Origin of the sequence: Gudongella ferriphila (assembly GCF_046224405.1) — a bacterium.
GTDB lineage: Bacteria > Bacillota > Clostridia > Tissierellales > Tissierellaceae > Gudongella.
On the sequence record NZ_JBJXRK010000012.1, the window covers coordinates 36,588 to 60,413 of the forward strand.

Below are 23,826 nucleotides of genomic sequence, written 5' to 3' on the forward strand. Positions count from 1 at the left end.
AAATTTTTATCCGGGATCATTAATCTAGTCTGTTATTATGGGAGTCCAGTAGCTGTTTCCATAAATATCAGTAATCTTATAGGTCATCATGTAGTCCAGGTTTGTAATTGCAATATTCTCTATATACCAGTCTCCTGTCGCTGTATATGGATCCCCCAGGTAATAGGTGTCGTCAAACTCCCCACCATAGGTGTAGTAATCTGTAAGATAGTCGATCCTGTCTCCTGGTTCAATAGGGATCAGACCCTTTGGAAGATTAGGTGTTTCCTCCTCCCGATCATAGACAATCCTTGCACCAAGAACCTCTCCGTAGGGGTTGTCCTGGTCAAATGATACAACAATATCCACCAGCTGATCGTTGAGCATGGCGGGAACCCTGCCCAAGATTTTGTACTCATCCCCCTTGTAGTCATAGCTCGTCATAAAGTAGCTTACAATCCTATCGTTAATAGCCATCCAGGTGCCATCAAACTCCAGTATCAGATCTCCATCTCCATTGTATTCAAGGACATTGTCCCTGCCCAGGTCGATGAATCCTTCTCCGTCGTCGATGAATACACTCAGTTCCATGTTTTGGACAAGCTCCCATTCCTCCTCAGCAAGGTCCAGAACCCTCTGTCCGTTCTTAACCGTTATCTTGATTGATGCAGGGTCAAGCATGTTTTCACTGTAGTATTCAGTGGACTGGGTGATCTGGTTTTCGTCAATCCATGAAGGTGCCTGCTGGACTCCTCCAGTTATGGATGAAAAGTCTCCCTGTGATAGGAAGTTACCAATAAGGGAACCAATCAAATCAGTAGCAATTCCCTGGGTTCCACCTGACTGTCCTCCTCCCAGAAGGGTTTCCAGAAGTCCTCCCCCTGGTGATGCCATCTGTCCACCTGCATTTACATTTGCAAAGCTTTTTATGGCCCTTGAGTAATTCTCATCCATACCTATCTCCTCGTAAGTCTGAAGCATTGAGGAGACATCACTTAGCTTGCCGTATGGGAAGAATATGGATAATCCGTTTGCATTTGTTATATTATCCGACATCCTGTTGTATTTTACAGCATCAGAAAGTGCCTGTGAAAAGTTTTCAGCCTCCGGAGTCCCAAGCCTATTTGCAAAATGGATAAGGTCAATTTGATTGATCCTGGATGATGATGCAAACTCCTTTGTGCCTGCTCTTGAATCAGATACCCTCTTGTATTGCTCTGTATCTATAAGCTCGACAGTGGACTGGGAAAACTTGCTGAATGCAGGAGGCACCGTGGCACTAAGCTCAGCCAGATCAATCAGTGAAAGGGTCGCCTGAGATTTTGGAGTCCTTCTCTTAACCTCACTTACATAGTCATCAATTAGCCTCTTCCCAAGATCGATCGTCTCTATGGAAGGATTTTTTGAAAGCTCGTTTAGCCATCCAGTGTAGTACCAGCCTATTCCGGGCTCAAGCTCCTCTGAGGCTATAAGATAGTCTGAATATGGCTCCACTACAAATGCCGTTTCCAGAGTAGCCATAAGACATGCATCAAAGCCCACCATGTCAAACTCCACGCCTGAGTTGAACAGAGCCCTTTCTATTTCATCCAGGGTCATTGTATCCCCCTTGACGTACTCATCATAGCCATACCCTGTCACGGACCCTCCACCGTGGTCCCAGAATATCAGGAAGTATCTTTCCGCTGGAAAATTCTGCTGGGAATATCGTATAAAGTCAGTGAGTGTGTCCGGATCAACCATTGATCTTCTCCCCAGATTATCCTCCAGCCTGCTTAGACCCTGTGAGCTGATGAGATACCTCTCATTTGTCCTGTTTGACATTACGTTATTCTTCCATTGGGCTGTTCCGCCTGTTTCTATTACTATATTCACATTTTCAGATATATCTGCCTCAAGCATTTCCTGCAGGTCCATGGTCGCCATTCCACTTCTGGACTCAAGGTCTGTTCCCAATAGGTAAACCATCACAGTCGCCCTGTCCCTGCCTCCACCTAGAAGGGTGGTCCTTTTAAGTCTTGCCCTATCAGAAACCGTCCTGTCCACGGAATAGGCCCCACTGTCATAGGTTGGTCCCCCTGTCTCCTGAACGTATCCACCATCTGTGATTCCCGGTCCTGGATCAGAGATAGGCGCATCCGAGCCCCCTCCCATAAATCTTGAGATTAGGGATGAAATTAACATAAGTGCAACAAAGATTATGATGTATTTAATTATTCCTCCGGATGACCTTCTCCCCCCTGTTGAAGAATAATTCTGTCCCGATTGCTGACTGCCTGAAGAAGGAAAGAAGCTTTGCCCAGATGACTGCCCGCTTGATGATGAGGATGACTGTCTCCCAAAAAATCCACCAGTACCACCCGTTGGTCCTGATGTCTTCCTTCCAATCCCGCTTCCCCTTTTCTCAACTTTGGAACTGCCTGTGCCAACCCTCTTCTTCCTGCCTGATGGTCTGTTCTTTCTATCCATATTATTCATCTCCTGTGATTTTTTCAACACTCCGTATTTATATATACCCTCAGAAAGCGAGATTGGACACTAAAAAACCGCCTCTACCATTTTATTGGTATTGGCGATTTTCCCTAATCAAGCTCAAATGCTCCAGTATATAGCTGATAGTATTTGCCCTGTTCCTGGACAAGGTCGTCGTGGCTTCCCCTTTCAATTATCCTTCCCTTCTCAAGGACCATGATCACATTGGAGTTTTGAACGGTCGAAAGCCTGTGGGCGATTACAAATACCGTCCTTCCCTTCATCAATGCATCCATTCCCCTTTGGACGATTGATTCTGTTCTTGTGTCAATTGATGATGTTGCCTCATCAAGAATCATCACAGGTGGATCTGCAACTGCAGCCCTTGCAATTGAGAGAAGCTGTCTCTGCCCCTGTGATAGACCTCCCCCATCCCCAGTCAATACGGTCTGGTAGCCGTCCGGCAGCATCCGTATGAAGCCGTCAGCATTGGCAAGTCTTGCAGCTTCAATGCACTCCTCATCAGTTGCATCCAGTCGACCATAGCGGATGTTATCCATCACGGTACCTGTAAACAGGTTTACATCCTGCAGCACTATCCCAAGAGACCTTCTAAGGTCAGCCTTTCTGATCTTCTTGATATTTATTCCGTCGTACCTGATCTTTCCATCAGCTATGTCGTAGAAACGGTTGATGAGATTTGTAATTGTCGTCTTTCCTGCCCCGGTTGCACCTACAAAGGCAACCTTCTGTCCCGGCTCTGCATAAAGTGTTATATCATGGAGAACCATCTCATCCTCATTGTAGCCAAAGTCGACATCATAGAACCTTACCTCACCCTTTAGGGGTGTATAGGTCACACTACCATCACCGTGAGGATGCTTCCATGCCCATAGATGTGTCCTTCCCTTTGCCTCCACTATCTCTCCATTTTCATATTGTGCATTTACAAGTGTAACATACCCATCATCGGTTTCCGGCTTCTGATCCATTAGCTTGAAGATCCTCTCCGCTCCAGCTATGGCCATTACAACAGCATTAAGCTGCTGCGAAACCTGGGCGATGGGCTGGATGAAGTTCCTTGACAGCTGTAAAAACGATGCAATCATACCAAGGGTAACTATGTCAGCCCCTGTTATGCTGTAGTTCTGTACTCCACCTACAGCCAACACCCCTCCAACTATAGCAAGAAGTACATAAAGCACATAGCCAAGGTTCATCATAATTGGCATAAGGATGTTTGCATACTGGTTTGCCTTTGTGGAATTCTCCCTGAGGAGTTCATTTTTTCTGTCAAAGTCATTTTTTACAACCTCTTCGTGGTTAAACACCTTTATAACCTTTAGACCGTTTATCATCTCCTCGATGTAACCGTTTAGGTCTCCCAGTGATTTCTGCTGGTCTACAAAGTACTTTCCACTTCTTCCTGCAATTGTCTTCACAACCTTAAGGACAATGAACACAAACAGAATTACAAATCCGCTCATCCAAAGGCTAAGGTAGAGCATGGCAGACATTACAGCAACAATTGTAACAACTGAAGAGAACATCTGTGGAAGACTTTGGGAAAGCATCTGCCTCAATGTATCGATGTCATTGGTATAGTGGCTCATAAGGTCACCATGGCTTTGTGAATCGAAGTATCTTATTGACAGACTCTGCATTTTTGAGAATAACTCATCCCTTATTCTCTTAAGCACTCCTTGGGATATGGTTACCATTGACCTGGTGTAAAAAAGGGATGCCAGCACTCCCAGAATGTAGATTCCTCCCATCATGAGGATTACCCTGAATAGTCCTGAAAAGTCAGGGTTTGCCTGTATGAGTATTGGTGTAATGTAATCGTCAATCAAGGTTCTCAGAAACAGGGAGGCTATTGCTCCTGTAAATGCACTGATTATTATGGCCACAACCACAAATACGAGCCTGACCCTATATTTCCCAAGGTAGGACAGCAGTCTCTTGACGGTGCCCTTGTTAATGTCCTTAATCTTAGCCGGTCCCATTCCTCGGGGACCTCTTCCCATTGGTTTAGGCACTTGCCATCCCTCCCTTCACCTGTGACTCATAAACCTCCCTGTAGATATCACTATCTACAAGAAGCTCATCATGTGTTCCTATTGCCTTTATCTCTCCGTCATCCATCACCACAATCCTGTCGGCATCCTGAACAGATGCTACCCTTTGGGCTATTATGATCTTTGTGGTGTCTGGAATTTCAGCCATGAAGGCTCTCTTTATAAGGGCATCTGTCCTTGTATCCACAGCACTTGTGGAATCATCCAGTATAATTATTTTCGGTTTCTTGAGCAGGGCCCTTGCTATGGTAAGCCTTTGCTTCTGGCCTCCGGAAACGTTGCTTCCCCCCTGCTCGATATGGGTGTCGTAATTGTTTGGAAATTCCTGAATGAATTCATCCGCCTGGGCAAGTGTTGCCATCCTTTTGATTTCCTCATCACTTGCGTTTTTATCTCCCCATCTGAGGTTTTCCTTAATTGTCCCTGAAAATAGTACATTTTTCTGAAGAACCACAGCAACCTGGTCTCTTAGGGTCTTAAGGTCGTAATCCCTTACATCCCTGCCTCCAACCTTCACGACTCCCTTGGAAGCATCGTATAACCTTGGTATCAGCTGTATGAGACTAGTCTTCGAGGAGCCTGTTCCTCCGATTATTCCAATGGTCTCACCTGATCTAACCCTAAGGTTTACATCCCTAAGTGCCATCTTGTCAGCCTTGTCCGAATAACAGAAGCTGACATTCTGGAATTCTATGCTTCCATCCTTCACTTCATAAACTGGACTGGCATTGTTACTAAGGTCTGTCTCCTCATCCAGAACCTCCACAATCCTTTCAGCGGATGCCCTTGATATGGTTATCATTACAAAAACAAAGGACAGCATCATAAGACTCATAAGTATCTGCATGGTATAGGTCATAAGACTCATAAGCTGACCGGTGCTAAGCCCAACTGCAGCATTGTTACCAGAGGCCACTATGGCCCTTGCTCCAAACCACGAAAGCATCAGCATCGACCCGAACATACAGAACTGAATCAAGGGCATGTTAAATGCCAGCAGCTTTTCAGCCTTTGTGAATTTCTCATAAATCTCCTGTGAGATTTCTTCAAATTTACCTCTTTCGTGGTCTTCCCTTACATATGCCTTGACCACCCTTATTCCTCTAAGGTTTTCCTGTACAACATTGTTCAGCTTGTCATAGGTCTTGAAAACCTGTCTGAATATGGGGTGTGCATTCCTGATAATAAAGAATAGTCCAATGCCAAGTATTGGCATTGCTCCAAGGAAAATAAGTGAAAGCTGTCTGTTGATACTAAATGCTGCAACAAGGGAAAACGTAAGCATTATGGGGCTTCTTGCCGCCATCCTTAACAGCATCTGGTATGAATTCTGGACATTTGTAACATCAGTTGTCAATCTTGTTATAATGCTTGATGTTGAGAACTTGTCAATATTTGAGAAGGAAAAATTCTGAACGTTGTAGAACATGTCCTGCCTCAGATTCTTTGCAAATCCAGCTGATGCAATGGCTGCAGTTCTACCGGAAAGTGCTCCGAAGGTCAGTGCTATCAAAGCAGCTGCAAGTAGAAGCATGCCCAGTCTTAATATTACACCCATGTCTCCTGCATCAATTCCCTGGTCGATGAGCCTTGCCATAATAAATGGTATCATTACCTCAAACAATACCTCCAGCATAACAAAAAGAGGTGTAAGTATGGAATTCTTTTTGTATTCCCTTATGCTTTTTGCCAATGTCTTTATCATAACTTTCCTCCGATGATTATTATTGATCTGAGGATTTCTCATCCTCAAGGCCCTCAAAGGAGCCCTCCATATTGCCCTTCATCCTATCAATAAATGTGAATAGCTGATTCTTCTCCTCTGGTGTAAAGTCCTTCATAAGGCACATTTCAATGCTCATCAGGTCTTCCTTGACCGCCTGGTGGATTTCCCTTGCCTTGTCCGTCAGGACTATTTTCTTGAGTCGGGCATCCTCCTCAACGCTAAGTCTTTGGATCAGTCCCTTTTGCTCCATCAGCTTCAGTACCTTTGAAATTGTGGACCTGGTTATTGTAAACCTCTCCTCCAAATCCCTCTGAAAAACATCTTTTCCTTCGTTTTCAAAAAGATATGCGATTATCCACCCGTTGGTTCCTGTAATTTTCTTTGCATACTGGAAATGCTTTGAATTTTCAATGTATCTTTTTATGAGGTTATTAAGGGAGCGAAGCTCCATTCCTACTGTTTTCTTTTTCATGTTTTCCTCCGTTAAAAAAATAATGTTGGATGTCTAACAGTTTGACCTCCAACATTATATATCCTAACCTATTTATTTGTCAATAGTAAAACCCTATGATCCTTTACATCCACACAAGCATTATCATGGGAACCGCAACAGCCACCACAATTATTTCCAAGGGAAGGCCCATTCTCCAGTAGTCTCCAAACTTATATCCCCCAGGTCCCATGACCAATGTGTTCGACTGATGACCAATGGGAGTAAGGAACGAGCAGGATGCACCCACTGCAACGCTCATAAGGAAGGCATCCGGGGAGGCCGAAAGTCCTCCTGCAATCTCCAGGGCTATCGGTGCCATAATGAGTACTGCGGCTGCGTTGTTGACTATATCGGACAGGGTCATTGATATTACAAGCACCGCCAGTACCATGGCCCACACGGGTAGCCTGTCTGCAAGCCCCAATACACTCTCGGCAATTAACTGAGCTCCACCTGTTGTTTCAAGGGCTCTGCTGACAGGTATAATTGAACCCAATAGAACAATGATAGACCAGTCTATGCTTTCATACATCTCCTTAAGGGAGATGAAGTTCCCAAGAACCATCACCACAGCAGCTGCCATAAACGAAACCTGCACCGGAATTAACCCAAGTGCTGTAAGAGTCAATGCAACTGCGAAAATTAGGACGCCTGAAAATAGCCTCCTTGGTTTTCCAAGACTGATTCCACGTCCTGCAAGGGGAAGGCAACCCCATTGAGTGATTATTTCTGTCAAGGTTTCAGGTGGCCCCTGCAATAGAAGTATATCACCAACTATAAATTTTACTGAATCAGGAGATTTGCTTAATCTTACACCCTCTCTTGCAACTCCCAGGATGTTTATCCCATACCTGCTCCTAATCCTCATGGATTTTGCAGTTCTTCCAATAATAAATGAATTGGTCATTACCACAGCCTCCATAATTTCCACTTCATCAGTCTTGATATCCTCCTGTGAAAGCTTGTCGGAGTCCGCCAGCTTAAGATCAGTTGCATCAAGGATTTCCTGAATTTCTCCCGCTGTGGCCTCAACTATTATGGAGTCTTCCTTCTCCAAAGAAAGCTTAAGTGAAGGTGCTGCCATATTTCTTCCCTTCCTTATTACAGAAACAACCTTAAGCTCACCCTTTACGGTCTCTTCCAGCTCATCAATAGTCTTTCCGACGTATTCCGATTCCTCAGGAACTACCAGCTCAGTTATGTAGTCTTTGATCTCAAAGAGGTCCTCATCGGACTTACCCCCTGCCCTCTTTGGAATAAGCCTCCAGCCTATCAAAAGGATAAATGCGATCCCTGCAGCAGCAACTGCACCTCCTACTGGTGAAAAATCGAACATGCCAAAAGCATCTCCAGTATAATCCGCTCTGAAGGTAGAGATGATTATATTAGGTGGTGTTCCCACAAGTGTTGTCATTCCTCCAAGCAGTGAGCCGAAGGCGAGCGGCATAAGAAATATTGAAGGTGACTTATTGTTTTTTCTGGCCATCTTTATGGCAACAGGCATCATAAGAGCCAAGGCACCGATATTGTTCATAAACGCTGAGCTTATTGTAACGGCCAGAACAAGAAAGGTCATCTGGACCATTATATTATCTCCAAGCCTCAGGAGATATCTAGCCATAAAATCAACCACACCGGCATTCATAAGCCCTTTGCTGACAGCCAGGACCGCTGCCACAGTAATTACTGCTGGATGTCCAAAGCCCTGGAAGGCCTCCTCCATTGGAACAAGGCCAACCAGGCTTGCAATCAGAAGAGTTACAAGGGAAACTATGTCATACCGCCACTTCCCCCAAATAAAGAAGAGCAGCATAAGTATTATCAGTCCAAATATCATATATACCTCGTTTGACATGTCGGTCATCTCCATTCAGTGAATTTCAATTACTTGCTCTCTATTTCAAATATATACCAAAAACCGGCATTGATGAAACTTCCTTCATCAATGCCGGCAATAATACTAACCTATTAAATTACATCCTAGTTGAAGCATCATGTGCCAGACTTGACCTCAGACACTCGTCAGAGCGCATTGTAATCTGGAAGCAAAGGTGACTTCCCTTCATCTTTTCAGATGCATAGCTCAGTCCATTTGTCCTTTCATCAAGAAGAGGATGGTCAATTTGCTGGGGATCTCCAAGAAGTACCACCTTTGTCCCCTTTCCAACCCTAGTTACAATTCCCTTGACCTGCTTTGGCGTAAGATTCTGGGCCTCATCAATTATCAGGTAGGTGTTTGTGATGGACCGGCCCCTGATAAAATTCATGGCCTCTGCCACAATAACCTGTCGGTAGAAGAGCTCATCTATCTTGTCCCTCAGCTGCTTTTCATTCTTGTAACGCTCATTGTCATTCCTGTCCACCAGTATCTCCAGGTTATCTATGATTGGTCTTAGGTAAGGTGCTATCTTTTCCTCCTCAGTTCCGGGAAGAAAGCCTATGTCCTCGTCAAACTGGACATTTGGCCTTGTGATGAGGATCTTTCTGTACCTTCTTGAGGCAGGCTCATATGTATGCTGAAGTCCAACCGCCAGAGAATAGAATGTCTTTGCAGTTCCAGCTGTTCCCTTTACTATTACAAGGGGAGCTGTTTCAGGATCCTGCATAAGTGCCTCCTGGAGGAATCTCTGTCCCACATTCCTTGGCTTTACACCAAATGGTTCCTCATTAAGACTCCATAGGGGGATTATCATGTTTCCGTCAAACCTTCCCAGGAGTGTCCTCTTTTCATTTGTCTCCGAATGAAGAATAAAGAATTGGTTTGGAACTGGATCAACACTTACCCTTTCCAAGCCCTTCATGATAAATGCATTTTCAGGACTGATTCCCTTCCTCTTGAACTCACCCATGGCCTTATCGCTAATATACGCATCCATCCTCCCTGTGTATTGTGCCTCAAAGTTAGGAGATTGTTCAGTAGTGAAATCCTCAGCAGGTACACCCATCATCTGGGCCTTAAGTCTTACTATTATATCCTTGGTTACAAGTATGACCTTTTCTCCGCTTTCCATAAGACCCTTGCATACCTTAAGAATTCTGTTGTCACAGGTATCACCATGGAATCCGTCTGGTATCTGTACAGAGGTATAGTTGGTCTCTATCTTCAGCATTCCACCTGTATCCAGCATCACTCCATCATACAGACTTCCCTTTGTCCTTAAGCTTTCAAGAAACCTAATTGCCTGTCGGCAGTTGGCACCCCGTTCAGCATCGTCGTTCTTATGCTTGTCAAGCTCCTCCAGGACCGCAACCGGCAGAATTACCCTGTTGTCTTCGAATGAATACAGAGCGGCAGGGGATTGAATGATAACATTAGTGTCAAGCACATAGGTTTTTTTCATGGGCCGACCTCCGTTTTATTTAGTTACCGTATTAAACTTCCTATTTACATTATACTATATTCAGCATAAGTTTTAAATCAATAAATTGTATATTATTGTTAATTTGGTGTAAAAAACAACTATATATTGTATGTCACAAAAATATTAAAGAACCGGCTCCCTCCGTCGCAACACTTTGCAACACATTGGGACCGGTTCTTTTTGTGTTATTTTTCTTCTAATAATCAAAGAAGCTCTTTATGCTCTCATAGCTCTCCTCTTTTATATTTGATCTTCTTCCGTCAAGACCACCCTGGTAGAATATTTCCCCTTGGTCAATGTAGATATAGCTTTCCTTTGTTTCCCCTTCTTCAGCAAGGGTTTGACTCAGGATATAGTATTCATCAAGCTCCCTAACATCAATCCCTTCCCAGGCCGCTGACCTTAGCATATGGTCCATGACCACCCCGGTTACGATATCCGCGGAGCAACTGTCTGCAATCTGGACGGTTCTTTCCACCTGACCCTTTACAACCTTCTGCAGGGTGTACTGAATTGTCTGCTGAAATTCTCCTTCCTCTTCAACTACCACAATATCAGTGGGACCATCGGCGCCACCTATTACTGCACTGTCATATGACTCGGATAGAACCACATTCTCCATTTCTGAATCCCACATTATATAAAGCTGAAAATTTCTTCCTGAGGAGAAGTTGGTTTCAAATCCATACTCAACCAGAACCTTATCCCCCAAGTCAAACAGTTTTACATTAAAGAGAAGATTTTCCTCACTGGGCATTCTAAAGGAAAAGGTTTCTCCAAGGCCCATTGCCGTTCCATCGGCATTTACAGCTCCGCCTGTGCCACCTTCCCAGGATACCTCCACGTAACCGACCATGTCCTCAACATCCCAGTTGGTGATTCTGAGATTGGACACTCCGAAGGTCATAAGGTCCTGCAAGCCCTCTGCCTTCGGCCTGAACACATCAACCTTCCATTCCTCCTGGACTTCCTCCATTACAAGCTCGCCTGTGACTGGTATGACTTCCAAATCCCCATCCTCAAGCTGGATTTGGACATCCACTTCATAGGCGTAATACATCCGCCCATCCTGATACTCCTCTTCATCCATAAGGGCAACAGATTGTGCGGTAATAATCTTGTAGGCTCTCTCTACAGACATTTCAACCCCAGGAATAAACCTGTTTGCCAAGGCCTCTTGGTAGCCTCTTTCAGTCATCCAGGGCCCGTACTTGTCCTCCACCATTTTCCCAAACTCCTCAAAGGCCTCCATAGCTTCCATTTTAGGATCGTAGGGTAGTGCAACCTCCTCATAGAAGAAGTCTGCCAGTTCCGATTCCTGAACTGTATAGTATTCATTAAGAAAAGCCTCAGCCTTTTCCTCTGGACCTTCTGGACCCGTGCTGCAGCCTGTCAATGTCATTATTCCAAATAATGAAAAAATTAATACCAGATATTTACTTTTTGATCTTAGTATCATTTGGACCTCTCCTTTCTCTACCTAAGGACTAAGCTATAATCAATCCAACAAGTTCACTATTCCCTTATACGATTCACCTGATATCTCCGTAGCAGTTCCATCCTCTCTTTGCAGGATGTATCTATCATTCTCCATGAAAATACTGAAATATCTAACATCTCCACTAAGTGTACTGTACTCATCTATGCGATAATATTCTTCCAGCTCATTCAAATCGACTTCTTCCACAGTGGTATATCTTAAAGAATGATCAGCCAGCGCTCTGATTATTGCGCTTCTGCTATCATTGTCATCCGCTTCAGTCTTTAGGATTGGTCGCCCTTCCAAAAGCTTGCTGACTTCATATTCCACAAGCTGCCTGTCAGGTAAGTAATCCATCTCCCTAAGCTCATCTGTAATACCTGTAAGAACAGAGGCATGAGTTATTTCCAGCTGGCCTTTTTCATTCTCTTGAACTACAAGGTCAACATTCTTCCCATCAGAAAAATCCCCATCAAACTGGTTCATGACCGTAAGTCCATCTTCAAAGACCACTTCAACCGAAAAAATTTGCTCTCTGTTTGATGGCATTTGTATTTGAATGACCCTTTCATCTCCCATCAGGTGCAAGGTCTGATCAATCCCATCAAATGTAACCTTAGCCTCTTTAATGGATTCATGGCTTCTATTAGCAATTCTTATATAGGACCTTCCGTAGGTGGTCATTACCTCTATATTTTCAAAGTCAGGATTAAAGCCTGTTACAAACCAGCTTCCACTCTGGTCTCCAACATTAATCTCACCATTGAATCTTACTGTATGAATGGAATCCTCACCAAGTTTTAAACTTGTACTGGTCTGGTACTTGAAGGTCTTCTCCTGGCCCTTATCGTATGCATTAGACAAGGTGACTTGGTTTGTGTCTATTTCCTCCAGGAATCCATTTCCTGCGATTCCTTCCTTTGATATTAGACCTCTATCAACTGCATCTTTAAAAGCATCTTTATCCATTTGGCTACTAAGCTTATCCAGCTTTGCAGAACCATCAACCCTTCCTCTTATGCTACCTGTGTAGTAGTCAAATATGAAATGTGATGCCATGTTTGAGTCGGTTGGTTCCTCTTTTAGTCTAAATCCCATTAGGTAAACTCCCAATATGATTAGAGTTATTGCTAGGATAAAACTAAGTACTCTTTTTGTTATCTTGTTGGTCATATCTTCACCCCTTGTGACACAATTGTAACATGCACCCACCAAAAAAGGAACCTGATTCCCATCAGATTCCCCTTTATCAGTGACTCTCCGTATTCGCATCAAATCTCTTAAGCTTTGACAGTTCCGAGTGTTGCCACTCATTTGGACAGGTTATTCCGTAGATTACCTGTGAATGGCCAATTGCATAACCAATTATGCTTCCTATTGTTGCAGGTACTCCCAGTCTTAGTCCGACCATCTCAACAAGCATAATCGCAGCTGCCACTGGCACATTGGCAATACTGGCAAGACTGGCTGCCATCCCTGCAATCACAAGGGAGGACCCAAGTGCCACATCTCCACCATTTGAAATCAAGCATGTCACACCATTACCTGCAATTGCCCCGATAAACAGAGCAGGAATTACAAGACCTGCACTTCCTCCAGATCCAATTGTAAAGGATGCGGCAAGCATCTTTGCAACCAGAAGCATTACAAGGTAGGTAATGGGAAAGTTAACATCAACCAAGCTTTGAATCATTTCATTTCCAAGTCCAGATACCTCAGGGAAGAATATTATCACAACACCTGTAAGAGCACCCCCTATTACAGGATGAAATGTCTTGTAGGGCATGCTGTCAAAAGTTCCCTTAATGTATGTGAACACCTTCATAAATATTATTGATACGATGCCTGCAACAATGGCCGTGAGTATAAACCAAGGTATGTTGTATACATCTGGAACATAGTCGGGTATCTCAAACAGAGGTGTTGAGCTTGATATCATGCTGTATACGATAAAACCCATGGTCGATGACAACATGGCGGGAAAGAGATCTCCATAATGAAGAGATGAGTGGTATAGAATCTCCACTACAAATATTCCACCACCCAGAGGCGACCTGAATATTGCACCGATTGCACCTGCTGCCCCGCATATTGTAAGGACCCTCTTATCATGGGCATCAAAGAACTTTGATAGGAAGGGAATCTTTGAAATAATTTCAGCAATTCCACCACCCATAACAAGCATTGGTCCCTCTACCCCACCGCTTCCCTTGAAGCCAAGGGTAACCGAGGTTGCAAGCAGCTTGCTGAACAGGTTCTTGCATTTCATGTAGTCTTCTTTTTGGTTTACCTCGCATATGTAATGGTCCGTTCCAAAGCCTGCTGCCATCTTGTCCCATTTGTATATGAAAATAAGTATTATTCCACCTATGGCAGGTGCCAGATATACTGGAAACATATCTCCAAATCCTGACACAAAGCTAATTGATTTCTTTAGTATGGATGCGAACACCCCACCACCTATTCCAACCAATGTGGCTACAAAAAGCCATTTTATCATGTACTTTCCCACGTAATCCTGTATCTTGCCCATAATCATCTCCTTGTGTTAATCCATTTATCATTAAAATTTGATATTTGTCTATTTTATAGCCAACAAAGGTGTTTTGCAACGATTATTAAGGAAAATACATAATTAATTTTTTTGCAAAAAATACCACTCCGAAATTCAATCGAAGTGGCTATTGCTCTACTTAACCGGTGCCGGTGCCTTGACTACAATAAGCTCCAGTGTCTCTTCATCCCTGTTTTTTACATTCATCTTTATGTCCACTGGGATCTTCAGGATGCTTCCATTTGGATACCTGTGTACCTCCTGATCCCCCAAACCGATTGACAGCGTTCCCCTAACAACAGTCATATATACGTTTGAGTTTGAGAAGTGCTCTGGTAGTCCTTCATCCTTGTTGAACACCATGTGGATGTAGTTGATATTGTCATCGAATATCAGCTTTTCCACTGCAAAGTCATCAGACGTTGAATAATTAAATACCTGTTCTATCATTCTATTCCCTCCAAATTTATTAATGGCTTCATTATAGCATGAATAAAGACATTATTCCGTAACACATGTTACAGAATAATGTCTTCTATCCTATGCTAGAATATATTCTTCAGTTCAGAGATATCATCTATCAACAAATCAGCACCTGTGAGTTCCTCTTCTGATCCAAATCCGTATTTGCAACCGATGGTAAATATACCGCTGGCCCTACCTGCATCCAGGTCTTTTTTCCTGTCACCGACCATTACCCTTTCCTTTGGGTAATTTTCAATTACGGTTTTCAATATGTCCTGCTTTTGTATAAATCCATATTCCTCCGAACAGATCATACTGTCAAAATATTTCTCCAGACTGAATAGCTTCCTGTGGTTCTCCATGTATTCCTTCCTGCAGTTGCTTAAGAACACGAGGGTATATCCCTTATCCTTTAGATACTCCAGGGTATCAATGGTATTTTCGTATAATTTAGGGTAGCCTTTCTTAATCAGCTCATTCATTTCTCTGCCTATCAGTTCACTGCTGGCATCCCTTGTTTCCCTGCTGAGATCAGGCATAAACTCTTCCCACATCTCTTTGGGATTGAAACCTATCCACTTTGATATTTCTTCCTCTGACCAGGATTTTGGTTCAGCATGGCCTTTGTCTACAAGATTCTCGTAAGCCTTCCTGAAGGCAGGCGCATATATGGTCATGCTGTTATGCAAAGTCCCGTCATAGTCGAGAAATATTGTTCTGACATTTTCCATTCTCAAGGGCATGATATCCTCCCCTAGATCTGCTTCAAGAGGTTAGCCATTTCAATTGCCGTCATTGCGGCATCATAACCTTTGTTTCCAGCCTTTGTTCCCGCTCTTTCAATTGCCTGTTCGATTGTATCGGTAGTTAGAACCCCAAAAATAACCGGTACATTTGAATCTAACGAAACGTGAGCAACCCCTTTTGTAACCTCACTGGATACATAGTCAAAGTGTGGAGTGGAGCCTCTAATGACGGCTCCAAGGGTAATCACCCCGTCATACTTTTCTGAAGTGCTCATTTTCTTGGCAGCCAATGGAATCTCAAATGCCCCAGGCACCCATGCAACTTCAATGTTGTCTTCCTCAACACCGTGTCTTTTCAATGCATCTATGGCTCCTCCAAGGAGCTTCGAGCCTATAAATTCATTGAACCTTCCTACAACTATTCCAAATTTCAAGCCTTTACCAATCAGATTTCCCTCATAGATTTTCATTTACTTGTCCTCCTTGAATTTTAATATATGACCCATTTTGTCCTTCTTGGTTCGCAGATAATATTTATTTCTTTCATTGTGGTTCATCTGAATTTCAACCCTGTCCACAATCTCTATTCCATATCCTGACAGTCCTTTTATTTTCTTTGGATTGTTTGTCATCAGCTTGACCTTCTTTATTCCAAGGTCAGCAAGTATCTGTGCTCCGATTCCATATTCCCTAAGGTCTTCACTGAATCCCAAAGCAAGATTTGCCTCCACTGTATCCATTCCCTGATCCTGAAGCGAGTAGGCTCTGATTTTGTTTATCAGACCTATACCTCTTCCTTCCTGTCTCATGTAGAGAAGAACTCCCCTACCCTCTTCCTCAATCTTTTGCATTGCGTGTGCATACTGTTCTCCACAGTCACATCTCAATGAGCCAAAAGCATCCCCGGTGAGACACTCTGAATGGACCCTTACAAGAACTGGCTCACCATCTGAAACATCTCCCTTTACAAGTGCCACATGGTGCTCTCCATTGAGTACATTCTCATAGCCCACCAACCTGAAGTCACCGTATTTTGTAGGCAGCTCTGCTTCTGCCGCCCTCTTGATGAGAACTTCCTTGTGTCTTCTGTAGGAGATCAAATCCGCTATTGTAACAATCTTCAAGTCGTGTTCCTTGGCATACTCCATAAGTTCAGGGACCCTGGCCATTGTTCCGTCATCACTCATTATTTCGCAAATGACCCCTGCAGGATACAGTCCTGCCAGCTTAGCAAAGTCCACAGCTGCTTCAGTATGCCCTGCTCTCCTCAAAACCCCGCCTTCCTGGTACCTCAGGGGGAATATGTGACCTGGTCTCTTGAAGTCATATGCTGTGGAATTTTCCTCAAGAACCTTCTTTATTGTCAATGCTCTTTCATAGGCAGATATTCCAGTTGTGGTCTCCAAGGCATCTATGGAAACGGTGAATGCTGTCTGGTGTGAATCCGTATTTCTGTCCACCATGTAGGATATGCTAAGCTCTTCAAGTCTGTCTCCAGTTACGGGCATGCAGATCAGTCCGCGACCGTACTTGGTCATAAAGTTAATTGCCTCTGGAGTGACCTTTTCTGCTGCCATCAACAGGTCTCCCTCATTTTCTCTGTCTTCATCATCTACAACAACAATCATTTTCCCTACCCTTATGTCTTCAATCGCTTCTTCTATTGTATTGAAATTTGCCATCTTATCTTCTCCTTTACACAAATCCATTTTTTTTCAGAAAATCCATGTCTATTTTACTGCCCCTGTCTTCTTTCTTTCCATAGGACATAAGCTTCTCAATGTACTTACCTACAAGATCACACTCCAGATTGACAACATCCCCAACCTTTTTGTAAAGAAGGGTTGTGTACTCCTTTGTATGTGGAATGATGGATACCTTGAATACACTTTCATCCACATAGGCCACTGTAAGACTAATACCGTCAATCGCTATGGATCCCTTGGAGATTATATACTTAAGCAGCTCTCTCTCAGCAGCAACGGTTACCCAAATGGCATTGTCCTCCTTCTTCAGGTCAACAATTGTTCCTGTGCCGTCAATATGACCGCTTACAATATGACCTCCCAGCCGGTCGCTTGCCTTTAGAGCCCTTTCCAGGTTGACTTCCATTCCAGGTGACAAATGCCCCAGATTGCTTCTTCTTATGGTTTCCGCCATCACATCCACAGTAAAGTTACTCTTTGAAAAATCTGTAACCGTTAGACACACGCCATTTGTTGAGATGCTGTCTCCAAGCTTTACATCCTCCAGTACCTTTGTAGCATCAATGCTGATCCTTGCGGCCTTTTCACTTTTTGTTATGGCTTTTATAGTCCCTATTTCCTCAATTATTCCTGTGAACAATTTCAATCACCTCCCTACGGGATAACCTGTTACCAGTATGTCTTTACCAAACATTTGCATCTCCACCCTCTCAAGGTCTATTGCATCCCTCATAAGGTCTATACCCTTGCCACCGAGAGGGGTTTTTGATTCATCTCCCCCTATTAGCTTTGGAGCGATGAAGAAAAGGACCTTATCTATCAATCCATCCTCCAGGAATGAATATCCAATGGTGCTTCCACCTTCCACCAATATGCTGTCAATTCCCATCTCACCCAGTCTTGACAAGGTGTGAGCTATATCCACCCTGCCTTCCTTGACTGGAGACTTTACTATTTCCAGTCCCCTGTCCGCAAGTGCTTCAAGCTTTTCCTCAGGTGCCTGGTCCGTTGTGACAAGTATTGTCCTTACCTGTCCAGAGGTTTCCACAATTTTTGATTTGGTGGGTAATTTCCCCTTAGAGTCAACTATGATCCGAATGGGATTTTTAGTCCTCTGCCCATCAAGTCTAGTGGTCAGCATGGGGTCATCGGCAATCGCAGTGCCTACTCCAACCAAAATTCCAGCAACCCTCTGCCTTAACCTGTGTACATGCTCCCTTGACTCTTCGCCGCTCACCCATCTGGAATCTCCCGTCCGGGTTGAAATTTTGCCATCCAAGGTCATAGCGGACTTGAATATGCAAAATGGCTTTTTAGTGGTTATATATTTTATGAAGATTTCATTCTGTATTTTACATCTGTCCTCAAGAATCCCAGTTACAACCTCAATGCCCTCCTCCTGAAGGATCTTGACTCCCCTACCAGATACCAGAGGATTTGGATCCTCCATTCCTATTACAACCCTCTTGATTCCTTTTTCTACAATGGCATCAACACATGGAGGAGTCTTGCCATAATGTGAGCAGGGCTCCAAGGTGACATACATTGTAGCTCCCTCAACATCTTCCTTCGCATTTTTGAAGGCATTAACCTCTGCATGAGGGCCGCCGTAGTATTGATGATACCCTTGCCCAACTATCCTTCCATCCTTTACAATTACCGCTCCCACAAGAGGGTTGGGATTTGTAAAACCGGATCCCTTTTCGGCCAGTTCCAATGCGTATTCCATATATCTTTCGTCCATAAGACCTCCTTGAACACAAAAATGCCCTGATTAAAAATCAGGGCTTGAACTATCCAAAATCATATTTTGAATTAAAAACAATCTTCTTTCATCCAGACTTTACTGTCGGCTTCGGAATTTAACCGAATCAACCTTACGGTTCGCGGGCTTTACCGCCGGTAGGGAATTTCACCCTGCCCTGAAGATCAATATTAAGTTTGAAAAAACTATACCATTAATATGGATGCTTGTCAATTTAGAATTATGTCAAACCTAAGTCCGCAAAAGCTATTGCAATTGAACGTTTTCAATTTTTTATTACAATTGAGTCTCATTCCCGGCACCAGTCTCTTAATCCAGAAGTCGACTTATGGCAATGCTTTCAATCTTCCTATCCTTTATGTGGAAGTTCATCACATTGACATAATCAAAGGGCTCGTATCTGTAAATATCATCCTGATCAGTTAGCTCACCTCCAAGAAGAACTCCCTCTGGATATGATTCCCTCAAAACCTCATAACTGTCACCAACCTTGACTTTTCTCAAGGTCTGGTATTTTGAATCAGCTATTTCCACACTGAATATAAAGGGCTCCATATTGTCCTTTTCCTCGATGGTCTTAATGACAAGGCCATCATATGAATATTCCTTTTCAGTCAAACCAATAAGCTGATCCATGTTTCTTCCGTCATCCTTGGAGTAGGTATGCTGTTTAATATCAGATGCTTTTCCAAACAGACTCTCCATTTTCACCTCATCTGCGTAGTCTCCGATTGTTATGGTCTTACCCTCATGAATAAAGGCCAGCTGCTTTAAAAGGGCGCTTTCGTTGTTATCAATGGAGCAAAGCTCCACCACTTCCTCTGATGACTCACTATCAGGTTCAGATTGTGATTCCGCAATATCCTCAAGGGTTTCGGCAGGCTCCTCAATTGGGGCAGATAATTCCTCCTCTGGGACACATGCTGTTATCATTGCCCCAATTACCACCACTGATAATATTATTAATCCATTTTTCCATGGTCTTCTCATTGCATACACCCCGTCTTTAAATTATAACTATAATTGTTCAGTTGTTTTTTACCCCTCATAGGAAAGATTATGCCAGCAGGTTGATTTTAGATTTACATAGCATTCCACTGAAATGATGAATGCATGATCTATTACTGGAGTATACTCATGTATGATTTATTTGCTAAATTTTTATCAAAATTTGACCGAAAACCTTGATTTATATTCAAGGTGCTCTATAATAGAATTTGTAGGTAGCAAATTTGGTGGCGATATTTTTTTGAAGATTAATGTTAATTATTTAACTTACAGGAAGGGAGTGGATTTATTTGAACAATGGAATGAACTTTGACCTTAGCCCGAAGCAGGCAATGATGCAGAAGCTTTTCAGGGAATTTGCAATCAATGAGGTTGAACCAATAGCCGCAGATGTGGATGAAGAAGAAAGATTTCCAGAGGAAACAGTCAGGAAAATGGGCGAAATCGGTATGATGGGTATCCCCTTTGACAGCAGGTATGGTGGTGGTGACGGTGACAATCTGTCCTACATACTGGCTGTTGAGGAGCTTTCGAAGGTTTGCGGAACAACAGGTGTTATAGTATCAGCTCACACTTCACTTGCATGCAACCCCATCTATACATATGGAACTGAGGAACAAAGACAAAAGTACCTTATTCCTCTTGCAAAAGGTGAAAAGCTTGGAGCATTCGGTCTTACAGAGCCAAATGCGGGAACAGATGCAGCCATGCAGCAGACGGTGGCAGTTGATGAAGGGGACTTTTACAGAATAAACGGAACAAAGATATTTATAACAAACGGTGGTTATGCTGACACCTACGTGGTTTTTGCCATGACGGACAAGACAAAGGGTAACAGGGGAATATCAACCTTTATAATGGATAAGGACATGGAGGGCTTCTCCATAGGAAAAACCGAGCACAAACTTGGAATCAAGGGCAGTTCTACAACAGAGCTGATCTTCAAGGATGTTATGGTGCCAAAGGAAAATCTTCTTGGACCTGAGGGAAAGGGCTTTATGATAGCCATGTCAACCCTTGATGGCGGGAGAATCGGCATCGCCGCCCAAGCCCTTGGTATTGCACAGGGTTCCCTTGATCAGGCCGTGAAATACACAAAGGAGAGAAAGCAGTTTGGAAGGCCCATATCAGCTTTCCAAAACACACAGTTCACTATTGCCGATCTGCAGACAAAGATAGATGCGGCAAGACTACTGGTATACAGAGCCGCCTATACCAAGGACATGAACAGGAACTACAGCTCCGAGGCTGCAATGGCCAAGCTGTTTGCTTCAGAGGTTGCCATGGAGGTAACCACTAAGTCAATCCAGCTTCACGGCGGATACGGCTACACAAGGGATTACCCGGTTGAGAGGATGTTCAGGGATGCAAAGATCACTGAAATCTACGAAGGTACTTCCGAAGTACAGAGAATGGTCATTGCAAGCAAAATCTTAAGATAACGGAGGTGTGTCATGAATATACTTGTATTGTTGAAGCAGGTTCCGGATACTACGGAAATGAAGATAGATAAGGAAAAGGGTACCCTCATAAGGGAGGGTGTTCCCACAATCACAAACCCAGATGACCTGGCTGGCATGGAGGTAGCGCTTAGGCTTAAGGAGCAATACGGTGCCAAGGTAACCGCTGTAACCATGGGTCCCCCCCAGGCTGAAAACATGCTGAGGGAGCTATATGCCATGGGAGCAGATGATGCTGTCCTGTTGACAGATAGGAAGTTCTCAGGCGCTGACACATGGGCGACATCAAATACATTGGCTGCATATATCAAGCAGGTAGATTTCGACCTTATTATTGCGGGAAGGCAGGCTATCGATGGAGATACGGCTCAGGTAGGACCCCAGACAGCTGAAAAGCTTGGTCTTCCACAAATCTCATATATTGATGATGTCCTGGAATTTTCAAAGGAAAAAATTGTTGTAAAAAAGGCTCTTGAAAACAACTACGAGGTTCTTGAATGCCCACTTCCCTGTGTCATAACAACCTTGAGCACAATTGCCAAACCAAGATACATGAGGGTCATGGGAATCAGTCATGCATTTGAAAAGGATGTCACCATAAAGACATTTGACGATCTTAACATCGATCCTGCAATCATTGGACTTAAGGGTTCACCTACCAAGGTCAAGAAGACCTTCACCAAGGAGGTCCACTCGAATTCTGATATACTGAACCTGGACGGCAAGGCCTCGGCACGTAAGGTCGCAGAGATACTTATGGATATGAACTTTATAGGGAAATAAGGAGGGATTGAATATGAACATAGCTGAATACAAAGATATTTATGTCTTCTGCGAGGAACGGGAAAACAAGATCCATGATTCATCCCTCGAGCTACTTGGAGAGGCAGTAAGACTTGTCAATGACAGGCCTTCTCTTAACTACAAGGTGGTTGGAGTGGTCATAGGAGACCATTCGGATGAGCTTGCAAGGATTGCTGGTCATTATGGTGCAGACAAGGTAATCTTCTTGCACAATGAAAAACTTAAGCACTACAGCACGGAAATCTACACAGAACTTTTTATGGATGTTATAAAAAATGATAAGCCTGATATTATTCTGATACCTGCAACAGTCCTTGGAAGGGATCTTGCCCCAAGGATTGCGGCAAGATGCGACACAGGACTGACAGCTGATGCAACAAAGCTTGATTTTGACCCTGAAAACAAGGAGTCGGCACTTCTGTATGTTACAAGACCTGCCTTTGGAGGAAACCTCTTTGGGACAATCATCAATGAGACAAAGAGACCTCAGATGACAACAATTAGGCCAGGAGTTATGGAGCCCATTCACAAGGATACTTCTAGAGAGTTTCAGTTTGACAAGAGGGAAGTCAGTATCGATCATATTGATGACAAGGTTAGGCTTATTGAGGTACTACAAAGGGACAATATGGCAGTTGACATCACCAAGGCGGATATCATCCTTTCAGGAGGAAGGGGTATCGGGGACAACTTCCACGTTCTTGAGGAATGTGCCAAGATGATCGGAGCCGAGGTTGGTGCCTCCAGGGGAGCTGTTGACAAGGGATTTATAGGAAAGGACCATCAGGTTGGTCAGACTGGGAAAACCGTCCGTCCCAAGGTCTACATAGCCTGTGGAATTTCAGGAGCTGTACAGCACCTGGCAGGAATGGAGAAGTCTGACTACATCATAGCCATCAACAAGGACCCGGAGGCTGCAATCTTCAGCGTGGCAAATATCGGTCTTGTTGGAGATGCCCTTGAGATACTTCCACTGTTAACAGAGGAAATCAAGATATACAGGGAAAGACCATATTAATCATAAGAGCATAATTAAAAGGGGCTGTCGGTAAATAGCTGATTTGGACCCCGTAAAAGTAAAATTAATAGAACCCGCAAGGCAAAAGGCTTTTCAATACTCCTTTAATCCTGCTGGGTTCTATTTTTGTCTTTTGGGGGCTTGTTTTTGGGTACAGCAAACAAGGGTTTTAGACTTGAAATTCGATTTTTTCTTATGCTGCTTTTTCTGCAGTTTTTCCTTCGAATTCTCTAATTTTCCCGATTTTGAATCTATGATATTTGTTAAGGTTGCGTCCAATAACATACAGCATAAATTCCTTGTAGACTTTTTCAGAGGAACGGTAATTGAATCGTCTGAACTTGTCATTCTCTTTTATGTCCCCAAAATGTCCTTCTGTTTGAATTGAGCGTATCTGTCGATTAAGGATTCCCTTTTCACTTTGTATGTTTTCGTGGGATCTCGCTTTAAGTTCTTCCCAAACCTCATTGACCTTCATGATTTTGTTTTTGTTGTAGTCCTTTTCTTCGTCGTATTGATAGAGACATTGGGATTTGAACTCACACCCACTACAGTCCTTGCTGGCATACACCTCAAATGATCTTTCCAAGCTTCCCTGCCTTCTTAACTCTGTCCTCTCATGTAAGAGTTTTCTCCCATCAGCGCACAAGTAGTAGGGTGCTTCCACATCGTCCACTTTCACCATGTTATGGTGTTTGCCGATGTCATTC

Annotated in this window: 20 protein-coding genes and 1 riboswitch; of the genes, 3 read left to right on the forward strand and 17 right to left on the reverse strand. The window is 43.5% G+C overall.

Annotation, left to right across the window (positions count from 1 at the left end; genetic code table 11):
• Positions 1-24: 24 nt before the first annotated feature.
• From ACKVDP_RS08230 to ACKVDP_RS08305, 16 genes are all read right to left on the reverse strand, one after another.
• Complete coding sequence (locus tag ACKVDP_RS08230) at positions 25-2,448, reverse strand: clostripain-related cysteine peptidase (RefSeq protein WP_409228333.1); 2,424 nt, start codon at positions 2,446-2,448, stop codon at positions 25-27.
• Between the two features lie 113 nt (positions 2,449-2,561).
• Positions 2,562-4,457: an ABC transporter ATP-binding protein gene (locus ACKVDP_RS08235; RefSeq protein WP_409228352.1), complete on the reverse strand. Its 1,896-nt coding sequence runs from the start codon at positions 4,455-4,457 to the stop codon at positions 2,562-2,564.
• 25 nt (positions 4,458-4,482) lie between these two features.
• Complete coding sequence (locus ACKVDP_RS08240) at positions 4,483-6,234, reverse strand: ABC transporter ATP-binding protein (RefSeq protein WP_409228334.1); 1,752 nt, start codon at positions 6,232-6,234, stop codon at positions 4,483-4,485.
• 19 nt (positions 6,235-6,253) lie between these two features.
• The gene (locus ACKVDP_RS08245; protein WP_409228335.1) at positions 6,254-6,727 is read right to left on the reverse strand and encodes a MarR family winged helix-turn-helix transcriptional regulator; all 474 of its coding nucleotides are present in this window, start codon (positions 6,725-6,727) and stop codon (positions 6,254-6,256) included.
• A 103-nt stretch (positions 6,728-6,830) separates the two neighbouring features.
• Positions 6,831-8,603 (reverse strand): SLC13 family permease, encoded by a 1,773-nt coding sequence (locus ACKVDP_RS08250; RefSeq protein ID WP_409228336.1) that lies wholly within the window; start codon positions 8,601-8,603, stop codon positions 6,831-6,833.
• A 118-nt stretch (positions 8,604-8,721) separates the two neighbouring features.
• A complete protein-coding gene (locus ACKVDP_RS08255) occupies positions 8,722-10,089 on the reverse strand; it encodes a PhoH family protein (protein WP_409228337.1) in 1,368 nt (455 codons plus the stop codon).
• Between the two features lie 217 nt (positions 10,090-10,306).
• Positions 10,307-11,569 (reverse strand): hypothetical protein, encoded by a 1,263-nt coding sequence (locus ACKVDP_RS08260; protein ID WP_409228338.1) that lies wholly within the window; start codon positions 11,567-11,569, stop codon positions 10,307-10,309.
• Between the two features lie 39 nt (positions 11,570-11,608).
• A complete protein-coding gene (locus ACKVDP_RS08265) occupies positions 11,609-12,688 on the reverse strand; it encodes a hypothetical protein (protein WP_409228339.1) in 1,080 nt (359 codons plus the stop codon).
• A 151-nt stretch (positions 12,689-12,839) separates the two neighbouring features.
• Positions 12,840-14,123: a chloride channel protein gene (locus ACKVDP_RS08270; protein ID WP_409228340.1), complete on the reverse strand. Its 1,284-nt coding sequence runs from the start codon at positions 14,121-14,123 to the stop codon at positions 12,840-12,842.
• Between the two features lie 156 nt (positions 14,124-14,279).
• On the reverse strand, positions 14,280-14,594 hold the full coding sequence (locus tag ACKVDP_RS08275) for a cupin domain-containing protein (RefSeq protein WP_409228341.1): 315 nt from the start codon (positions 14,592-14,594) through the stop codon (positions 14,280-14,282).
• A gap of 95 nt (positions 14,595-14,689) precedes the next feature.
• Positions 14,690-15,352: an HAD family hydrolase gene (locus tag ACKVDP_RS08280; protein ID WP_409228342.1), complete on the reverse strand. Its 663-nt coding sequence runs from the start codon at positions 15,350-15,352 to the stop codon at positions 14,690-14,692.
• Positions 15,353-15,363: 11 nt separating this feature from the next.
• Positions 15,364-15,825, reverse strand: a complete 462-nt coding sequence (gene ribH / locus ACKVDP_RS08285; protein ID WP_409228343.1) for a 6,7-dimethyl-8-ribityllumazine synthase — start codon at positions 15,823-15,825, stop codon at positions 15,364-15,366.
• Positions 15,826-17,037, reverse strand: a complete 1,212-nt coding sequence (locus ACKVDP_RS08290; protein ID WP_409228344.1) for a bifunctional 3,4-dihydroxy-2-butanone-4-phosphate synthase/GTP cyclohydrolase II — start codon at positions 17,035-17,037, stop codon at positions 15,826-15,828.
• Positions 17,038-17,050: 13 nt separating this feature from the next.
• Positions 17,051-17,701 carry a riboflavin synthase gene (locus ACKVDP_RS08295; protein WP_409228345.1) on the reverse strand — a complete coding sequence of 217 codons (651 nt, stop codon included), beginning with the start codon at positions 17,699-17,701 and terminating at the stop codon, positions 17,051-17,053.
• Positions 17,702-17,707: 6 nt separating this feature from the next.
• Entirely contained in the window at positions 17,708-18,805 is a 1,098-nt protein-coding gene (ribD, locus tag ACKVDP_RS08300) for a bifunctional diaminohydroxyphosphoribosylaminopyrimidine deaminase/5-amino-6-(5-phosphoribosylamino)uracil reductase RibD (RefSeq protein WP_409228346.1), read from the reverse strand.
• A gap of 76 nt (positions 18,806-18,881) precedes the next feature.
• A riboswitch (FMN riboswitch) is annotated at positions 18,882-18,995 on the reverse strand.
• Positions 18,996-19,135: 140 nt separating this feature from the next.
• A complete protein-coding gene (locus ACKVDP_RS08305) occupies positions 19,136-19,816 on the reverse strand; it encodes a hypothetical protein (RefSeq protein ID WP_409228347.1) in 681 nt (226 codons plus the stop codon).
• Positions 19,817-20,136: 320 nt separating this feature from the next.
• On the opposite strand from ACKVDP_RS08305, the gene ACKVDP_RS08310 reads away from it, so the two are divergent.
• The 3 genes from ACKVDP_RS08310 to ACKVDP_RS08320 are packed head-to-tail and all read left to right on the forward strand — an operon-like array spanning position 20,137 to position 23,116.
• Positions 20,137-21,276, forward strand: coding sequence for an acyl-CoA dehydrogenase (locus ACKVDP_RS08310; RefSeq protein WP_409228353.1), 1,140 nt, complete (start codon positions 20,137-20,139; stop codon positions 21,274-21,276).
• Positions 21,277-21,288: 12 nt separating this feature from the next.
• Entirely contained in the window at positions 21,289-22,077 is a 789-nt protein-coding gene (locus tag ACKVDP_RS08315; protein WP_409228348.1) for an electron transfer flavoprotein subunit beta, read from the forward strand.
• A gap of 13 nt (positions 22,078-22,090) precedes the next feature.
• Complete coding sequence (locus ACKVDP_RS08320; RefSeq protein ID WP_409228349.1) at positions 22,091-23,116, forward strand: electron transfer flavoprotein subunit alpha/FixB family protein; 1,026 nt, start codon at positions 22,091-22,093, stop codon at positions 23,114-23,116.
• Positions 23,117-23,309: 193 nt separating this feature from the next.
• Here the strand turns inward: ACKVDP_RS08320 and ACKVDP_RS08325 are convergent.
• On the reverse strand, positions 23,310-23,826 hold a 517-nt coding region (locus ACKVDP_RS08325), incomplete at its 5' end, for a transposase (RefSeq protein WP_409228350.1).